Here is a 16,247-nt window from a genome sequence, read left to right as displayed (position 1 = left end):
TCACCCCCTATGCTGCATGCCTGCATCTATGGGGGGTTTATGGCTCGTTTTCTGTTTTGTAGTTTCGCGTTGGTTCTGCTTTATCCGTCGGGCATTGATATGTATCTGGTTGGACTTCCCCACATCGCCCGCGATCTGGGTGCCAGCGAAGCGCAGCTGCACATCGCGTTTTCGGCCTACCTCGCGGGGATGGCGTCGTCGATGGTGTTTGCCGGTAAGATTGCGGATAAAGCAGGCCGTCAGCCTGTCGCGATAACGGGTGCCATCATTTTTGCCCTGGCGTCCATTCTCTGCTCACAGGCGCAAAACAGCACCCTGTTCCTGTCGGGCCGCTTCATTCAGGGCATTGGCGCCGGTGGCTGTTACGTCGTCGCTTTTGCCATTTTGCGCGACACCTTAAGCGCCCAGCGCCGCGCAAAAGTGCTGTCGATGCTGAACGGTATTACCTGCATCATCCCGGTGCTGGCACCCGTAGTGGGCTACCTGATCATGCTGAAATTCCCGTGGCAGAGCCTGTTCTGGACCATGGCGGCGATGGGTGCGCTGGTCTTTATTCTGTCTATCACCGTACTGAAAGAGACCCATCCCGGCTCGCAGAATACGGGCCACACCGCAACCCTTCACCCAGCTGAAAAGCTGCTTAACCGCTTTTTCCTCAGCCGACTGGCCGTGACCACGTTAAGCGTGGCGGTGATCCTGACCTATGTAAACGTTTCCCCTGTCTTGCTGATGGAAACCATGGGCTTCGATCGCGGTCAGTATTCAATGGTGATGGCACTGACCGCGATGGTCAGTATGGCTGTCTCATTTTCTACCCCGTTTGCGCTGAACATTTTTCGCCAGCGCACGCTAATGCTGGCCTCACAGGCATTGTTCCTTGCCGCAGGCGTGATTCTGGCGACCGCGAGTTCGCACGCGGTGATGCTGGTGGGCATCACGCTCATCTGCGCCGGTTTTTCCGTCGGCTTTGGCGTGGCGATGAGCCAGGCGCTCGGGCCGTTCTCGCTGCGCGCGGGTGTGGCAAGTTCAGTATTGGGCATTGCGCAGGTCTGCGGTTCATCGCTGTGGATTTGGCTGGCTGCCGTTCTTGGTCTTAACGCGCTGAATATGCTGATCGGGATTCTGATTGGCTGTAGCATTGTCTGCATTACCTTACTTATGGTCATCCAGCCCGCGGCGCATTATGAAGAAGCCCATCAGCAGTCTCGATCTTAATCTCCTGCTTTGCCTGCAGCTTTTGCTGCAGGAGCGCAGCGTCACCAAAGCCGCGAAGCGGATGAACGTGACGCCGTCTGCGGTGAGTAAATCACTGGCCAAGCTGCGTGACTGGTTCGAAGACCCACTGTTTGTGAAAACGCCGTTAGGGCTGCTGCCCACCCCGCTGACGGTAAGCCTGGAGCAGGATCTGACTGACTGGATGCAGATTGGCAATCAGATCCTCGATAAATTTCACCATGACTCACCGGGCGGGCTGACGTTCGTGCTGGCCGCCGAAACGCCGTTGATGCTGATCCGCTTTAACGCCCTGCTGGAGCAGGTGAACCAGCGCTATCCGCAGGCTACGGTGAAGATGCGCCACTGGGATTACGATTCGCTGGATGCCATTACGCGTGGAGAGGTGGATCTGGGATTCACCGGGCGCGAAACGCACCCGCGCTCCCGTGAGCTGCTGAAGCTGTTACCGTGGTTTATCGACTACGAGATCCTGTTTAGCGACCGTCCGTGCGTGTATCTGCGTGAGGATCATCCAGCGCTCCAGGAGGAGTGGAACCTGGAGACCTTTCTGCGCTACCCGCATATCAGCATTTTCTGGGAACGCAGCGACACCTGGGCGCTCGACGAGGTGCTAAGAGAGATGGGGCGCGAGCGTAATATCGCCATGAGCCTGCCCGGCTTCGAGCAGTCGATGTTTATGGCTGCACAGCCCGACCATAACTATATCGCCACCGCACCTTACTACTGCCATCACTACAATCAGCTCCACCAGCGAAAACTGATCGCGCTTCCTATTCCCATTGACGAAGCGCAGGCTGAAAAGCTGACCGTGCCCTTCACCATGATCTGGCATAAACGGAACAGCCATAACCCCAAAATCCTTTGGTTGCGTGAGACAATCAAAGCGCTGTACGCCGCTCCAGGTCCTGTTTTTGCCTAAGAAAATGTAAAGTTCGGTCCTAAGTCTTCTCTTACGCCGATTTACTGATTAAAACAGGAGTCAAGTTAAGCGATAATCATGTAACCGTTTAACCGATTACGACCATTATCAAGGAGCGAAAAATGGCAACGCACTTTGCAAGAGGGATACTTACAGACGGACATCTCGTATCGGCCAGAATTTCTTCAGCCTGTCACAGTGAAGCGCTCACGCTTCCGGAGCACCGCAGGACGCGGTTTTTAGCCTCCAGAGCACTTCTCGCCGAGCTTATGTTCATGCTCTACGGCACCAGTGAGCTGCCGGACATTATTATCCAGCCAGAAGGTCGTCCGGTCTTCGCTGACCCGGAACTCCCCCGGTTTTCCATCGCCTATACTGGCAACATTATTGGTGTCGCGCTCACTACCGAGGGTGACTGTGGACTGGATATGGAACTTCAGCGCGCGACGCGCAGCTTCCACGGTGCTAATGCGCATAACGACTACCCGCTCTCCAGCAATGAAAAGCTCTGGGTACGCAATCAAAACGATCCTGTTGAAGCCAAAGCCCAACTCATCACCCTGCGTCAGAGCATTCGTAAGCTCTGTGGATGTGCGTCTGACGATGCCAGCCTGTTGCAACTCCTGCCAGGATCGGGACGCCTGCGTGCCACGAGAGCCACGCTGGTTGAAGCGCTCAGCGATGCCGAGGACGTGTTAATCTGGTCCATTGCCGTCACCCCGGCAATCGAACGTATGAAAATCTGGGAATTTGACAGTCAACAGGGATGGCGTAGCCTTCCTGATGTGCCCGAGCGCGCCAACGAGCCCGCCGCGCGCCTGATGCGTTTAACCAGTTTACCGGCAGAAAAAGCAATCACTCTTAGCTGATCCATTCAGGGTCATCATGATGAAACAGGAGTAATCATGTCTGATACGTTGAAAGTTGTTACGTTACTGGGAAGCCTGCGCAAAGGTTCATTTAACGGGATGGTCGCCCGCACCCTGCCACAGCTGGCACCTGCGGGGATGGAAATTAATGCCCTGCCGTCCATTGGTGATATTCCGCTTTATGATGCTGACGTTCAGCAGGAAGAGGGATTCCCGCAGAGCGTTGAGGCGCTGGCGGAGCAAATTCGCCAGGCAGACGGGGTGGTCATCGTCACGCCAGAGTATAACTACTCGGTGCCGGGCGGCCTGAAGAATGCCATTGACTGGCTGTCGCGTTTGCCTGAACAGCCGCTGTCAGGCAAACCGGTTCTGATCCAGACCAGCTCGATGGGCGTGATTGGCGGCGCGCGCTGCCAGTATCACCTGCGCCAGATCCTGGTGTTCCTGGATGCGATGGTGATGAACAAGCCGGAGTTCATGGGCGGTGTGATTCAGAATAAGGTCGACCCGCAGACGGGTGAAGTGGTGGATCAGAGCACGCGTGACCATCTTTCTGGTCAGCTGACCGCGTTTGGGGATTATATTAAGCGGGTGAAGGCGTAAGGGTGAAGTGCGGGCTGATGCCCTCACCCTGGCCCTCTCCCACAGGGAGAGGGAACAAACACTAAAGCCCTTTTCTTAGAAAAGGGCTTGCTGTTTATTTCGCGTCGATAAACACAATCTTCAGCACAAACAGCAGCGCCACAACGATCACGCACGGGCTCAGTTCGCGGAAGCGGCCGGTACCGATCTTCATCACGCAGTAAGAGATAAAGCCCAGCGCAATACCTTCAGTGATCGAGAAGCTGAACGGCATCATCACGGCGGTGATAAACGCCGGTACCGCTTCGGTTAAATCTTCCCATTTCACGCGCGCCAGGCTAGACGTCATCAGCACGCCAACGTAGATCAACGCGCCTGCGGCCGCATACGGTGGAACCATCCCCGCCAGCGGAGAAAGGAAGATCACCAGCAGGAACAGAATGCCGACCACCACCGCCGTCAAACCCGTACGGCCGCCCACGGACACGCCGGAAGAGGACTCGATGTAAGCGGTCACAGAGGATGTCCCGATGAAAGAGCCCGCCACGGAGGAGACGCTATCCACAAACAGCGCCTGCTTCATGCGCGGGAATTTGCCTTTCTCATCCGCCAGACCCGCTTTGTCGGTCACGCCGATCAGCGTACCGGAGGAGTCAAACAGGTTAACCAGCATGAAGGAGAAAATCACGCCCGCCAGACCGAGGTTCAGGGAGCCCGCCAGGTCAACGTGACCAATAACGGTAGAGACGCTCGGTGGCGCGGAGACGATCCCGTGATACTGGACATCGCCCAGCATCCAGCCCAGCAGGGTGGTGACCACGATGGACACCAGCACAGCTGCGTGAATATTGCGGGAAGCCAGGATCGCGATGATAAAGAAGCCCAGCACGCCCAGCAGCACGCTGTGAGAGGTCAGGTTGCCGATGCTCACCAGCGTTTCCGGGTTCGCCACGATCACACCGGCGTTTTTCAGACCCATCATGCCGATGAACAGGCCGATACCGCTGGTGATACCCACGCGCAGGCTCACCGGGATATTGGCAATCATCCAGTAGCGCACGCGGAAAATGGTCAGCAGCAGCAGGCCAACGGCGCCCCAGAAGATAGCGCCCATGCCAACCTGCCACGGCAGGCCCATCGCCTGAACGACCACGAACGCGAAGAACGCATTCAGACCCATTGCCGGTGCCAACGCAACCGGCAGGTTAGCGAACACGCCCATCAGGATGCTGCCAAGGGCGGCAATCAGACAGGTGGTCACGAAGACGGCGCTGGTATCCATGCCAGCAACGCCCAGAATTTGCGGGTTAACAAAAACGATATACACCATCGTCAGGAAGGTGGTGAAACCGGCGATCACTTCGGTGCGTGCCGTTGTGCCGTGCTCGCGCAGTTTGAACACGCGCTCAAGCAGACCCTGACCAGATGTCTGGGTTGTGTGTTGTTGACTCATCATCAATTTCCGAACAAGGAGGGAAAATTCGTCGCTATCCTATACCAAAATGCGACAATAGTGGCGGTTATGAGATACTTTTTTCATTGATTTTGCTTATACGGCAACGATTGCGTCTCGTTAAACTGCCGTACGTAAACGTTAAACTTGTTAAAAGGGAAAGGCATGTCCGGAATTGAAGCGGTATTTTTCGACTGCGACGGAACGCTGGTCGACAGTGAGGTCATTTGTTCCCGCGCATATGTGGCCATGTTCCAGGAATTTGGCATTACGCTCGATCTCGAAGAGGTGTTCAAACGCTTTAAGGGCGTGAAGCTGTACGAGATCATCGACATCATTAACCAGGAACACGGTGTGGATCTGGCGAAAGCCGCTCTGGAACCGGTGTACCGCGCCGAGGTCGCACGCCTGTTCGACTCCGAGCTAGAAGTTATCGCCGGGGCTAACGCGTTGCTGGATGCGATGACGGTGCCAATCTGTGTGGTCTCTAACGGCCCGGTCAGCAAAATGCAGCACTCGCTGGGCAAGCTTGAGATGTTGCACCATTTCCCGGAAAAACTGTTCAGCGGCTACGATATCCAGCGCTGGAAGCCCGACCCGGCGCTGATGTTCCATGCGGCAAAAGCGATGAACGTCAACGTCGAGAACTGCATTCTGGTGGATGATTCGTCTGCGGGTGCACAGTCGGGGATTGATGCGGGCATGGAGGTGTTTTACTTCTGCGCCGATCCGCACAACAAGCCGATCGAGCATCCAAACGTGACAACCTTTACCGATCTGGCGCAGCTGCCGGAACTGTGGAAGGCGCGCGGGTGGGATATTACTCGCTGAAAAAACAAAGCCGGATGGCGCTAACGCTTATCCGGCCTACAAGGCTCGTAGGGCGGGTAAGCGATAGCGCCACCCGCCACAAACATCACTCTTTCGGATCTTTACCCGCCAGCAGCTTGTCCAGCTCGTCGCCGCCCACGTGACGGAAGTCCTGACCTTTCACGAAGTAGAAGATGTATTCGCAAATGTTCTGGCAGCGGTCCCCGATACGCTCGATGGAGCGCGCGCAGAACAGGGCAGTCAGTACGCTTGGGATGGTACGTGAATCTTCCATCATGTAGGTCATCAGCTGACGCACAATGCCTTCATACTCCTGGTCGACTTTCTTGTCTTCACGGTAAATACGCACCGCTTCGTCCAGATCCATACGCGCAAAGGCATCCAGCACGTCGTGCAGCATCTGCACGGTGTGGCGGCCCAGCGACTCCAGGCTCACCAGCAGCGGCTGGTGCTGCTGAGAGAACTTCTCCAGCGCGGTACGGCAGATTTTATCCGCAACGTCACCAATACGCTCCAGCTCGGCGATGGTCTTGATGATCGCCATCACCAGACGCAGATCGCTCGCCGTCGGCTGGCGTTTCGCGATAATGCGCACGCAAGCTTCGTCGATAGCCACTTCCATCATGTTGACGTTTTTGTCGCCTTCAATGACGCGCTTCGCCAGTTCGCTGTCCTGGTTGTGCATCGCCGTAATTGCATCAGAAAGCTGCTGCTCGACCATGCCGCCCATGGTCATCACCTGGGTGCGAATGCTTTCCAGCTCTGCGTTGAACTGGCCGGAAATGTGTTTATTAAGATTGAGGTTGTCCATGGTTTCTCCACATGCACTAAGGCAAATCAACCGTAGCGGCCAGTAATATAATCTTCGGTTTGTTTCTTCGCGGGCCTGGTGAACAGCGCATCCGTATCGCTGAACTCAATCAACTCGCCCAGATACATAAACGCCGTATGATCGGAACAACGCGCAGCCTGTTGCATGTTGTGGGTCACGATAACCACGGTGTAATCCTGCTTCAGCTCGGTGATGAGCTCTTCAATACGGCCGGTTGAGATCGGGTCCAGCGCTGAACACGGCTCATCCAGCAGCAACACTTCCGGGCGAATGGCTATACCGCGCGCAATGCACAGACGCTGCTGCTGACCACCGGAGAGAGAGTAACCGCTCTGGTGCAATTTATCTTTGGTTTCATTCCATAATGCGGCCTTGGTCAACGCCCACTGCACGCGCTCGTCCATATCGGCACGGGAGAGCTTTTCAAACAGGCGCACGCCAAAGGCGATGTTGTCATAAATCGACATCGGGAACGGCGTGGGTTTCTGGAACACCATACCTACTTTGGCACGCAGCAGGGCGATATCCTGGGCCTGGGTCAGAATGTTTTCACCGTCCAGGATGATTTCACCTTCGGCGCGCTGCTCCGGATAGAGCGAATACATTTTGTTAAAGGTACGCAGCAGCGTGGATTTTCCACAGCCGGAGGGACCGATAAATGCCGTGACCTGGTTCTTAGCGATATCCAGGTTAATGTTCTTCAGGGCATGGAATTTGCCGTAGTAGAAGTTCAAATCACGAACCTGAATCTTACCCGGGGCAGTATCAACCATACTCATTGACTCATTTCCTCATTCGGCGCCGCGAGCTGCCGCGCCGTAAAAATTTAACCGTGTTTCTTCTTCGCGAAAATGACGCGCGCCAGAATGTTCAGCAACAGTACGCAAAGGGTAATGATCAGCACCCCGGCCCAGGCCAGCTGCTGCCACTCCGCGAATGGGCTCATCGCAAATTTAAAGATCGTCACCGGCAGGTTGGCGATCGGCTGCATCATGTCCGTACTCCAGAACTGGTTGGAGAGGGATGTAAACAGCAGTGGCGCCGTTTCACCTGCAATACGTGCAATCGCCAGCAGGATACCGGTCATGATCCCGGAGATAGACGCTTTCAGCGTAATCGCGGAGATCATCTTCCATTTCGGCGTACCCAGCGCGTAAGCCGCTTCACGCAGGCTGTCCGGCACCAGTTTCAGCATGTTCTCGGTGGTACGAATGACGATAGGCACCTGCAGCAGCGCCAGCGCAATCACACCCGCCCAGCCGGAGAAGTGTTCCATCTGCGCCACAACGACGGTGTAGACGAACAGACCCACCACGATAGACGGCGCGGACAGCAGAATGTCGTTGATGAAGCGAATCACTTCCGCCAGCCAGGATTTACGCCCATATTCTGCCAGGTAGATGCCCGCCATGATGCCCAGCGGCGTACCGAAGACCGTCGCCCACAGGATCAGCAGGCCGCTGCCTGCCAGGGCGTTCGCCAGACCACCACCCGCCGTGTTTGGCGGAGGCGTCATCTCGGTGAACAGCGCCAGCGACATACCGTCAATTCCACGAACGATCGTCGAGAACAGGATCCAGACTAGCCAGAACAGGCCGAATGCCATCGTCGCCATAGAGAGCGTTAACGCAATCCGGTTTTTTATGCGGCGTTTGGCCTGCATTTTGCGGCGGGATTCCGCCAGTTCAGCGGTAGCTTGCATTTCGAGAGTTGCCATTAGCGTGCCCCCTCATTTTTGGCGAGACGCATAATCATCAGCTTAGAAATCGCCAGAACAATGAAGGTGATAACAAACAGAATCAGCCCCAGCTCCATCAGTGCCGCAACGTGCAGGCCGGATTCCGCTTCCGCAAATTCGTTTGCCAGTGCAGAGGTAATACTGTTGCCCGGCATGTAGAGCGACGCGCTGTCGAGCTGGTAGGTGTTACCGATGATAAAGGTGACCGCCATGGTTTCACCCAGCGCACGACCTAAGCCCAGCATCACGCCCCCGATCACCCCATTTTTGGTGAACGGAAGAACAATGCGCCAGATAACTTCCCAGGTGGTGCAGCCGATACCGTAGGCTGACTCTTTCATCATCACCGGGGTCTGTTCGAAGACATCGCGCATAACCGCCGCAATGTAAGGAATAATCATGATGGCGAGGATCACACCCGCTGCCAGAATACCAATACCGAATGCCGGGCCTGAGAACAGAGCCCCCACAAACGGAATGGCGGAAAGCACGTTACCGACCGGCTCCTGGAAGTACGTTGCGAACAGCGGAGCAAAGATGAACAGACCCCACATGCCGTAAACGATACTTGGAATGGCCGCCAGCAGTTCGATAGCAATACCGAGCGGGCGTCGCAGCCAGCCAGGCGCCAGCTCCGTCAGGAACAAGGCAATACCAAAGCTCACCGGAACCGCAATCAGCAGGGCGATGAACGAGGTCACCAGCGTGCCGTAAATTGGCACCAGGGCTCCGTAGATATCGTTCGGCGCGTCCCACTCTTTAGTCCACAGGAAGGAGAACCCAAATTTCTGGATGCTCGGCCAGGAGGAGAAAATCAGAGACACGATAATGCCGCCCAGCAGCAATAGCACAATCAGCGCAGCCAGTTTGACCAGCGCGCTGAAAATCATGTCACCTTTTTTACCCGGAGGGTTAAATGCAGGCTTGGTTGCAGCCATAAATCACTCTTCTGTTTGAGACGTTTTTACGAATATGCCCGGTGGCGCTGACGCTTTCCGGGCCTACAGATTAAACCGTAGGGCGGGTAAGCGCAGCGCCACCCGCCATCTTCGTTAAATATATCCTGTTAGTACAGCGCTTTACCGCTGCTGTCTTTCACGTTGGTTTTCCATGCAGCACGAATCTGCTCAACCACGCTGTCTGGCAGGCTGGCGTAATCCAGGTCGTTAGCCTGTTTGCCACCATTTTTGTATGCCCAGTCGAAGAACTTCAACACTTCAGTACCCTGCTCTGGTTTCTTCTGATCTTTGTGAATCAGAATGAACGTCGTAGAGGTGATTGGCCACGCGTCGTCACCTTTCTGGTTAGTCAGGTCCTGCGCGAAGGATTTGCTCCAGTCAGCGCCTTTTGCGGCGTTAGCAAAGTTCTCTTCGGTCGGGCTAACCGGTTTACCGTCAGCTGAAACCAGTTTGGTGTAAGCCAGGTTGTTCTGCTTAGCGTAAGCGTATTCTACGTAACCGATGGAGCCTGGCAGACGCTGTACGAACGCGGCGATACCGTCGTTACCTTTACCGCCCAGACCGGTTGGCCAGTTAACGGTAGAGCCGGAGCCGACTTTAGATTTCCACTCTTCGTTCACTTTCGCCAGATAGCTGGTGAAGACGAAGGAGGTACCGGAACCGTCAGCACGACGAACCACAGCGATATTCTGCGAAGGCAGCTTAACGCCCAGGTTCAGTTTGGTGATGGCTTCGTCATCCCATTTTTTGATTTTACCCAGGTAGATGTCACCCAGGGTTTTGCCGTCCAGCACCAGCTCGCCTGACTTCAGGCCAGGGATGTTAACGGCCAGCACAACGCCGCCGATCACGGTCGGGAACTGGAACAGGCCTTCCTGATTCAGTTTTTCATCAGACAGAGGGGCATCTGACGCACCGAAATCTACGGTATTAGCGGTAATTTGTTTTACGCCACCGGAGGAGCCGATACCCTGATAGTTAACCTTGTTACCGGTTTCTTTCTGGTAGGTATCTGCCCATTTGGCATACACCGGCGCAGGGAAGGTTGCACCAGCGCCAGTCAGGCTTGCTGCTGCGAATGCAGAGAAAGCGCTCATCGATAAGGTCGCGGCGACAACAGTTGCGACAGTGGTACGCATAACTTTCATAATGTCTCCTGCAAGGATTTCGTAAATCATTGTTTAAGTGGCTACGATGAGCAAAATAGGACAAACAGGTGACAGATAAATGTACGAATTATGACAGTTTTATGACAACGAAAATTTCACTTAAAATTACGTAAAACTTTATATGTTTATCATGAACTTAAAGAGGAATGTGACAACCTGTTTTCAGTAATATTTTCTTTATGTGACACTGAAAAAATAGCTGAAAATGACAGATTGTCATAAAAAAACTCCACCCGAAGGTGGAGTCTGAAGGGATTATTCTACGGTGACGGATTTCGCCAGGTTACGTGGCTGGTCAACGTCGGTGCCTTTGATCAGCGCCACGTGATAGGCCAGAAGCTGCAGCGGAACGGTGTAGAAGATCGGTGCAATCACCTCTTCAACGTGCGGCATCTCGATGATGTGCATGTTGTCACTGCTGGCGAAACCGGCATCTTTATCAGCGAAGACGTACAGGACACCGCCGCGGGCGCGCACTTCTTCGATGTTGGATTTCAGTTTTTCCAGCAGTTCGTTGTTAGGTGCCACAACGATGACCGGCATATCTGCGTCGATCAGCGCCAGCGGGCCGTGTTTCAGCTCGCCTGCCGCATAGGCTTCAGCGTGGATGTAAGAGATCTCTTTCAGCTTCAGCGCGCCTTCCAGCGCAATCGGATACTGATCGCCACGACCCAGGAACAGGGCGTGATGTTTGTCAGAGAAGTCTTCAGCCAGCGCTTCAATGCGTTTGTCCTGAGACAGCATCTGCTCAATACGGCTCGGCAGCGCCTGCAGGCCGTGAACGATGTCGTGCTCAACGGAAGCATCTTCGCCTTTCAGACGCGCCAGTTTCGCCACCAGCATCAGCAGAACGGTCAACTGAGTGGTAAAGGCTTTCGTGGAGGCCACGCCGATTTCGGTACCCGCTTTGGTCATCAGTGCCAGATCGGACTCACGCACCAGCGATGAGCCAGGGACGTTACAGATGGCCAGCGAACCCAGGTAACCGAGCTCTTTAGACAGGCGCAGCGCTGCCAGCGTGTCTGCCGTTTCGCCGGACTGGGAAAGGGTGATCATCAGGCTGTTACGGCGCACCGCGGATTTGCGATAGCGGAATTCAGACGCGATTTCCACGTCGCACGGCACGCCCGCCAGGGATTCAAACCAGTAGCGAGAGACCATACCGGAGTTGTAGGAGGTGCCACAGGCCACGATCTGAATATGCTCGACCTTGCCGAGCAGTTCGTTGGCGTTTGCGCCCAGCTCGCTCAGATCCACTTCACCGTGGCTAATGCGCCCGGTAAGGGTGTTTTTGATGGCGTTTGGCTGCTCGTAGATCTCTTTCTGCATGTAGTGACGGTACGCGCCTTTGTCGCCCGCGTCGTACTGCAGGTTAGATTCGATCTCCTGGCGTTTTACCTGCTCGCCTTTGGTATCGAATACGGTCACGCTGCGACGGGTCACTTCCGCGATATCCCCCTCTTCCAGGAAGATAAAGCGACGGGTAACCGGCAGGAGCGCCAGCTGGTCAGAAGCGATGAAGTTTTCACCCATGCCCAGACCGATAACCATCGGGCTACCGGAACGCGCGGCCAGCAGCGTAGACGGGTCGCGGGAATCCATGATCACCGTACCGTAGGCACCGCGCAGCTGAGGAATGGTGCGCAGTACCGCTTCACGCAGCGTGCCGCCCTGCTCCAGCTCCCAGTGCACCAGGTGAGCAATCACTTCGGTGTCAGTTTCAGAGACGAAGGTGTAGCCGCGCGCTTTCAGTTCTTCGCGCAGCGGTTCGTGGTTTTCGATAATGCCGTTGTGCACGACCACGATGTGTTCAGACACATGCGGGTGCGCGTTACCTTCAGACGGTTCGCCGTGCGTCGCCCAGCGGGTATGCGCAATACCGGTACCACCGTGCAGCGGGTGTTCTTCCGCGGCCTGGGCCAGCATCTGCACTTTACCGAGACGGCGCAGACGGGTCATATGACCTTCTGCATCAACGACAGCCAAACCGGCAGAGTCGTAGCCACGGTATTCCAGACGACGTAAACCTTCGAGAAGGATTTCAGCAATATCACGCTGCGCAACTGCGCCAACAATTCCACACATAGTTTTAGATTCCGAATTTAGGCATGATGCCTGCGTTGTCGCTGACCTGTATTTACCCTTTCCGGGCGCCCCGAGCCTTGTAGAGAGTGGGGTTATTTTTATGGGTACTGCTTGTGGGGGGAGATATATATTTATCTCCTCACCCGGGTTTGCCTGATGACGGCTACGCCTTATCAGGCCTACTCAATCGTAGGGCGGGTAAGCGTAGCGCCACCCGCCTTGTTGTTACTTTTTCTTCACCGGGCGTTTCCAGCCCTGCTTGTTGACCTGCGGAACGCGGCTTAACACCAGCTCGTTCGCGGCCACATCGCGGGTAACGGTTGTTCCAGCAGCAATGGTCACGCCGTTACCCACGGTAACAGGCGCCACCAGCTGCGTATCGGAGCCAACGAACACGTCATCACCGATGATGGTTTTAAACTTGTTGGCACCGTCATAGTTGCAGGTAATCGTTCCCGCGCCGATGTTCACGTTGTCGCCAATTTCCGCATCGCCCAGATAGGTCAGATGACCGGCTTTCGAGCCTTTACCCAGACGCGCTTTTTTCATTTCCACGAAGTTGCCTACGTGAGCGCCTTCCAGCAGTTCGGCACCCGGGCGCAAGCGTGCAAACGGGCCGATAGTACAAGCCACATCCAGACGGGCATCTTCCACCACGCTGTACGGGCTAATTTCGCAGTCGTCACCGATAACGCTGTTTTTAATCACGCAGCCGGTGCCAATTTTGACGCGGTTGCCCAGCGTGACGTTGCCTTCAACGATAACGTTAGTATCAATCTCAACGTCACGCCCGTGCGACAGGGTGCCGCGCAGATCGAAACGTGCCGGATCGCGAAGCATCACACCCGCAAGAAGCAGCTTTTCGGCCTGCTCGGACTGATAAATACGCTCAAGACGGGAAAGCTGGAGACGGTTGTTCACGCCGTCCGTTTCGCTGATACGCGCCGGATGAACGGCAGCAATTTCACGCCCTTCGTGATACGCCATCGCAATGATATCGGTGATGTAGTATTCACCCTGCGCATTATTGTTGTTGAGCTGAGACAGCCAGCGTTTCATATCCGCGCCGTTGGCAATCAGGATACCGGTGTTAATTTCCGGGATCTGGCGCTGTTCTTCGCTGGCATCTTTGTGTTCTACGATGCCGGTCACCTTGCCGTTTTCGCGGGTGATGCGGCCATAGCCGCTCGGGTCGTCCAGTACGACGGTGAGAAGGCCAATCCCGCCCTGGGGTTTAGCTTCACGCAGGCGGGTCAGGGTTTCAACGGAGATCAGCGGGACATCGCCGTACAGCATCAGAATGTCTTCGTCATCGGCAAAGAACGGGGCCGCCTGCTGCATCGCATGGCCAGTTCCCAGCTGTTCAGCCTGAAGCACCCAGTTGAGCTTGTCGCCACACAGCGTCTTTTTCAGTAAATCGCCACCGTGGCCGTAGACCAGGTTTACCTGACGAGCGCCCAATTCATTTGCTGCATCAATGACATGCTGCACCATTGGCTTTCCTGCCAACGTGTGAAGCACTTTAGGCAGATCGGAATACATGCGGGTACCTTTGCCAGCGGCAAGGATCACCACGCTCATCGCACTGTTTGACATACGCATCCTGACGGTAGTTTGAGTGAGAAGTAAAAACGTTTGATGCTTAAAATTCTACATCTTTTTCATCATGAATTAAGGCAAAAAAAAAGCCAGCCTGGTATCCAGACTGGCTTTTGAGCTTTTCAAGCCGGTGTTACATCGCTTTTTTGGTCAACTCGATAACGCGCAGTTTCGCGATCGCTTTGGCCAGCTCCGCAGACGCCTGAGCGTAATCCACGTCACCATGAGAGCTGCTAATGTGCTCTTCAGCCTTACGCTTCGATTCCAGGGCTCGCGCTTCGTCGAGATCTTGGCCACGAATAGCGGTATCGGCCAGAACGGTCACACTGCCAGGCTGCACTTCAAGAATGCCGCCGGACAGATAGATAAACTCTTCATGACCGAACTGTTTAACGATGCGGATCATACCAGGCTTAATGGCGGTGAGCAGCGGTGCGTGACCCGGGAAAATACCCAGTTCACCTTCACTACCCGTTACCTGGATTTTCTCGACCAGACCAGAGAACATTTGTTGCTCTGCGCTGACGACGTCCAGGTGGTAAGTCATTGCCATATCACCCTCCGATTAAGGCGTTAAAGTTTTTTGGCTTTTTCCACGGCTTCTTCGATGGAACCAACCATGTAGAACGCCTGCTCTGGCAGGTGATCGTATTCGCCTTCCATGATGCCTTTAAAGCCACGGATGGTGTCTTTCAGGGAAACGTATTTACCCGGAGAACCGGTGAATACTTCCGCAACGAAGAACGGCTGGGACAGGAAGCGCTGGATCTTACGCGCACGTGCTACCACCAGTTTGTCTTCTTCAGACAGTTCATCCATACCCAGGATGGCGATGATGTCTTTCAGTTCCTGGTAACGCTGCAGCAGGGACTGTACGCCACGCGCGGTGTCGTAGTGTTCCTGACCAACAACCAGTGGATCCAGCTGACGGCTGGTGGAGTCCAGCGGGTCAACGGCCGGGTAGATACCCAGAGACGCGATCTGACGGCTCAGTACCACGGTTGCATCTAAGTGCGCAAAGGTGGTGGCTGGTGATGGGTCAGTCAAGTCATCCGCAGGTACGTATACCGCCTGAACGGAAGTGATAGAACCGGTTTTGGTAGAGGTGATACGTTCCTGAAGAACACCCATCTCTTCCGCCAGCGTTGGCTGATAACCTACCGCTGAAGGCATACGACCCAGCAGTGCAGATACTTCAGTACCGGCCAGGGTGTAACGATAGATGTTATCAACGAACAGCAGAACGTCACGGCCTTCGTCACGGAACTTCTCAGCCATAGTCAGACCGGTCAGCGCAACGCGCAGACGGTTTCCTGGTGGCTCGTTCATCTGGCCGTAAACCAGGGAAACTTTGTCCAGAACGTTGGAGTCGGTCATTTCGTGGTAGAAGTCGTTACCCTCACGAGTACGCTCACCCACGCCCGCAAACACAGAATAACCGGAGTGCTCGATCGCGATGTTACGGATCAGCTCCATCATGTTTACAGTTTTACCTACACCCGCACCACCGAACAGACCGACTTTACCGCCCTTCGCGAACGGACACATCAGGTCGATAACTTTGATACCGGTTTCCAGCAGTTCCTGAGAGCTTGACAGCTCTTCGTAGGAAGGTGCTGCGCGGTGGATAGCCCAACGCTCTTCTTCACCGATGTCGCCTTTCATGTCGATTGGTTGACCCAATACGTTCATGATACGACCCAGTGTTGCTTTACCTACCGGGACTTCGATCGGGTGCTCAAGGTCTTTGACTTCCAGACCACGACGCAGACCGTCGGAAGAACCCATTGCGATGGTACGCACGATACCACCACCGAGCTGCTGCTGAACTTCCAGCACCAGGCTCTCGTTACCATTCTGTACCTCAAGAGCATCGTACACGCGCGGTACGGCATCCTGAGGGAACTCGACGTCAACCACGGCGCCGATTACCTGGACAATTTTTCCAGTAGCCATCTTGAATCCTCTACGAATT

15 protein-coding genes are annotated in these 16,247 nt (G+C 55.0%); 5 read left to right on the top strand and 10 right to left on the bottom strand.

What is annotated here, in order from left to right:
• The first annotated feature begins 39 nt into the window (after window positions 1-39).
• The 4 genes from KW829_RS20295 to KW829_RS20280 all read left to right on the top strand — a co-directional run bounded on the left by KW829_RS20295 (window position 40) and on the right by KW829_RS20280 (window position 3,627).
• Entirely contained in the window at window positions 40-1,215 is a 1,176-nt protein-coding gene (locus KW829_RS20295; RefSeq protein ID WP_218308916.1) for an MFS transporter, read from the top strand.
• The gene (gene yidZ / locus KW829_RS20290; protein WP_218308915.1) at window positions 1,184-2,155 is read left to right on the top strand and encodes an HTH-type transcriptional regulator YidZ; all 972 of its coding nucleotides are present in this window, start codon (window positions 1,184-1,186) and stop codon (window positions 2,153-2,155) included. The genes KW829_RS20295 and yidZ overlap by 32 nt, the downstream gene beginning before the upstream one ends.
• Window positions 2,156-2,277: 122 nt before the next feature.
• Window positions 2,278-3,024: a 4'-phosphopantetheinyl transferase superfamily protein gene (locus KW829_RS20285; RefSeq protein ID WP_218308914.1), complete on the top strand. Its 747-nt coding sequence runs from the start codon at window positions 2,278-2,280 to the stop codon at window positions 3,022-3,024.
• Between the two features lie 36 nt (window positions 3,025-3,060).
• Window positions 3,061-3,627, top strand: coding sequence for an NADPH-dependent FMN reductase (locus KW829_RS20280; RefSeq protein ID WP_218308913.1), 567 nt, complete (start codon window positions 3,061-3,063; stop codon window positions 3,625-3,627).
• A 94-nt stretch (window positions 3,628-3,721) separates the two neighbouring features.
• On the opposite strand, the gene adeP is transcribed toward KW829_RS20280, so the two are convergent.
• Window positions 3,722-5,059, bottom strand: coding sequence for an adenine permease AdeP (gene adeP, locus KW829_RS20275; RefSeq protein WP_143350046.1), 1,338 nt, complete (start codon window positions 5,057-5,059; stop codon window positions 3,722-3,724).
• A gap of 165 nt (window positions 5,060-5,224) precedes the next feature.
• Here adeP and yieH point away from each other — a divergent pair, with 165 nt between their 5' ends.
• Entirely contained in the window at window positions 5,225-5,890 is a 666-nt protein-coding gene (gene yieH, locus KW829_RS20270) for a 6-phosphogluconate phosphatase (RefSeq protein ID WP_218308912.1), read from the top strand.
• 85 nt (window positions 5,891-5,975) lie between these two features.
• Here yieH and phoU read toward each other — a convergent pair whose 3' ends face one another.
• The 9 genes from phoU to atpD all read right to left on the bottom strand — a co-directional run bounded on the left by phoU (window position 5,976) and on the right by atpD (window position 16,228).
• A complete protein-coding gene (gene phoU, locus KW829_RS20265) occupies window positions 5,976-6,701 on the bottom strand; it encodes a phosphate signaling complex protein PhoU (protein ID WP_008500182.1) in 726 nt (241 codons plus the stop codon).
• Between the two features lie 26 nt (window positions 6,702-6,727).
• Entirely contained in the window at window positions 6,728-7,501 is a 774-nt protein-coding gene (gene pstB, locus KW829_RS20260) for a phosphate ABC transporter ATP-binding protein PstB (RefSeq protein ID WP_010426574.1), read from the bottom strand.
• Window positions 7,502-7,548: 47 nt separating this feature from the next.
• Window positions 7,549-8,439 carry a phosphate ABC transporter permease PstA gene (gene pstA, locus KW829_RS20255; RefSeq protein WP_010426576.1) on the bottom strand — a complete coding sequence of 297 codons (891 nt, stop codon included), beginning with the start codon at window positions 8,437-8,439 and terminating at the stop codon, window positions 7,549-7,551.
• Window positions 8,439-9,398: a phosphate ABC transporter permease PstC gene (gene pstC, locus KW829_RS20250; protein ID WP_023309793.1), complete on the bottom strand. Its 960-nt coding sequence runs from the start codon at window positions 9,396-9,398 to the stop codon at window positions 8,439-8,441. Before pstC ends, pstA begins: the two co-directional genes overlap by 1 nt.
• A 128-nt stretch (window positions 9,399-9,526) precedes the next feature.
• On the bottom strand, window positions 9,527-10,567 hold the full coding sequence (gene pstS / locus KW829_RS20245; protein WP_218308911.1) for a phosphate ABC transporter substrate-binding protein PstS: 1,041 nt from the start codon (window positions 10,565-10,567) through the stop codon (window positions 9,527-9,529).
• A gap of 276 nt (window positions 10,568-10,843) precedes the next feature.
• Window positions 10,844-12,673 (bottom strand): glutamine--fructose-6-phosphate transaminase (isomerizing), encoded by a 1,830-nt coding sequence (gene glmS, locus KW829_RS20240; protein WP_010426581.1) that lies wholly within the window; start codon window positions 12,671-12,673, stop codon window positions 10,844-10,846.
• 225 nt (window positions 12,674-12,898) lie between these two features.
• Window positions 12,899-14,269, bottom strand: coding sequence for a bifunctional UDP-N-acetylglucosamine diphosphorylase/glucosamine-1-phosphate N-acetyltransferase GlmU (gene glmU / locus KW829_RS20235; RefSeq protein WP_218308909.1), 1,371 nt, complete (start codon window positions 14,267-14,269; stop codon window positions 12,899-12,901).
• A 136-nt stretch (window positions 14,270-14,405) separates the two neighbouring features.
• Window positions 14,406-14,825: a F0F1 ATP synthase subunit epsilon gene (locus KW829_RS20230; RefSeq protein ID WP_006177560.1), complete on the bottom strand. Its 420-nt coding sequence runs from the start codon at window positions 14,823-14,825 to the stop codon at window positions 14,406-14,408.
• A 20-nt stretch (window positions 14,826-14,845) separates the two neighbouring features.
• Window positions 14,846-16,228 carry a F0F1 ATP synthase subunit beta gene (gene atpD / locus KW829_RS20225; RefSeq protein WP_003862362.1) on the bottom strand — a complete coding sequence of 461 codons (1,383 nt, stop codon included), beginning with the start codon at window positions 16,226-16,228 and terminating at the stop codon, window positions 14,846-14,848.
• Window positions 16,229-16,247 lie beyond the last annotated feature (19 nt).

The organism is Enterobacter sp. ENT02 (genome assembly GCF_019219165.1).
Taxonomy (GTDB): Bacteria; Pseudomonadota; Gammaproteobacteria; order Enterobacterales; family Enterobacteriaceae; genus Enterobacter; species Enterobacter mori.
This window is presented reverse-complemented; position numbering and strand designations above follow the sequence as displayed.

Excerpts from the sequence above, each read along its gene's own strand:
- KW829_RS20295 (WP_218308916.1), top strand. The coding sequence starts at position 40 with ATGGCTCGTTTTCTGTTTTGTAGTTTCGCGTTGGTTCTGCTTTATCCG.
- yidZ (WP_218308915.1), top strand. The coding sequence starts at position 1,184 with ATGAAGAAGCCCATCAGCAGTCTCGATCTTAATCTCCTGCTTTGCCTG.
- KW829_RS20285 (WP_218308914.1), top strand. The coding sequence starts at position 2,278 with ATGGCAACGCACTTTGCAAGAGGGATACTTACAGACGGACATCTCGTA.
- KW829_RS20280 (WP_218308913.1), top strand. The coding sequence starts at position 3,061 with ATGTCTGATACGTTGAAAGTTGTTACGTTACTGGGAAGCCTGCGCAAA.
- adeP (WP_143350046.1), bottom strand. The coding sequence starts at position 5,059 with ATGAGTCAACAACACACAACCCAGACATCTGGTCAGGGTCTGCTTGAG.
- yieH (WP_218308912.1), top strand. The coding sequence starts at position 5,225 with ATGTCCGGAATTGAAGCGGTATTTTTCGACTGCGACGGAACGCTGGTC.
- phoU (WP_008500182.1), bottom strand. The coding sequence starts at position 6,701 with ATGGACAACCTCAATCTTAATAAACACATTTCCGGCCAGTTCAACGCA.
- pstB (WP_010426574.1), bottom strand. The coding sequence starts at position 7,501 with ATGAGTATGGTTGATACTGCCCCGGGTAAGATTCAGGTTCGTGATTTG.
- pstA (WP_010426576.1), bottom strand. The coding sequence starts at position 8,439 with ATGGCAACTCTCGAAATGCAAGCTACCGCTGAACTGGCGGAATCCCGC.
- pstC (WP_023309793.1), bottom strand. The coding sequence starts at position 9,398 with ATGGCTGCAACCAAGCCTGCATTTAACCCTCCGGGTAAAAAAGGTGAC.
- pstS (WP_218308911.1), bottom strand. The coding sequence starts at position 10,567 with ATGAAAGTTATGCGTACCACTGTCGCAACTGTTGTCGCCGCGACCTTA.
- glmS (WP_010426581.1), bottom strand. The coding sequence starts at position 12,673 with ATGTGTGGAATTGTTGGCGCAGTTGCGCAGCGTGATATTGCTGAAATC.
- glmU (WP_218308909.1), bottom strand. The coding sequence starts at position 14,269 with ATGTCAAACAGTGCGATGAGCGTGGTGATCCTTGCCGCTGGCAAAGGT.
- KW829_RS20230 (WP_006177560.1), bottom strand. The coding sequence starts at position 14,825 with ATGGCAATGACTTACCACCTGGACGTCGTCAGCGCAGAGCAACAAATG.
- atpD (WP_003862362.1), bottom strand. The coding sequence starts at position 16,228 with ATGGCTACTGGAAAAATTGTCCAGGTAATCGGCGCCGTGGTTGACGTC.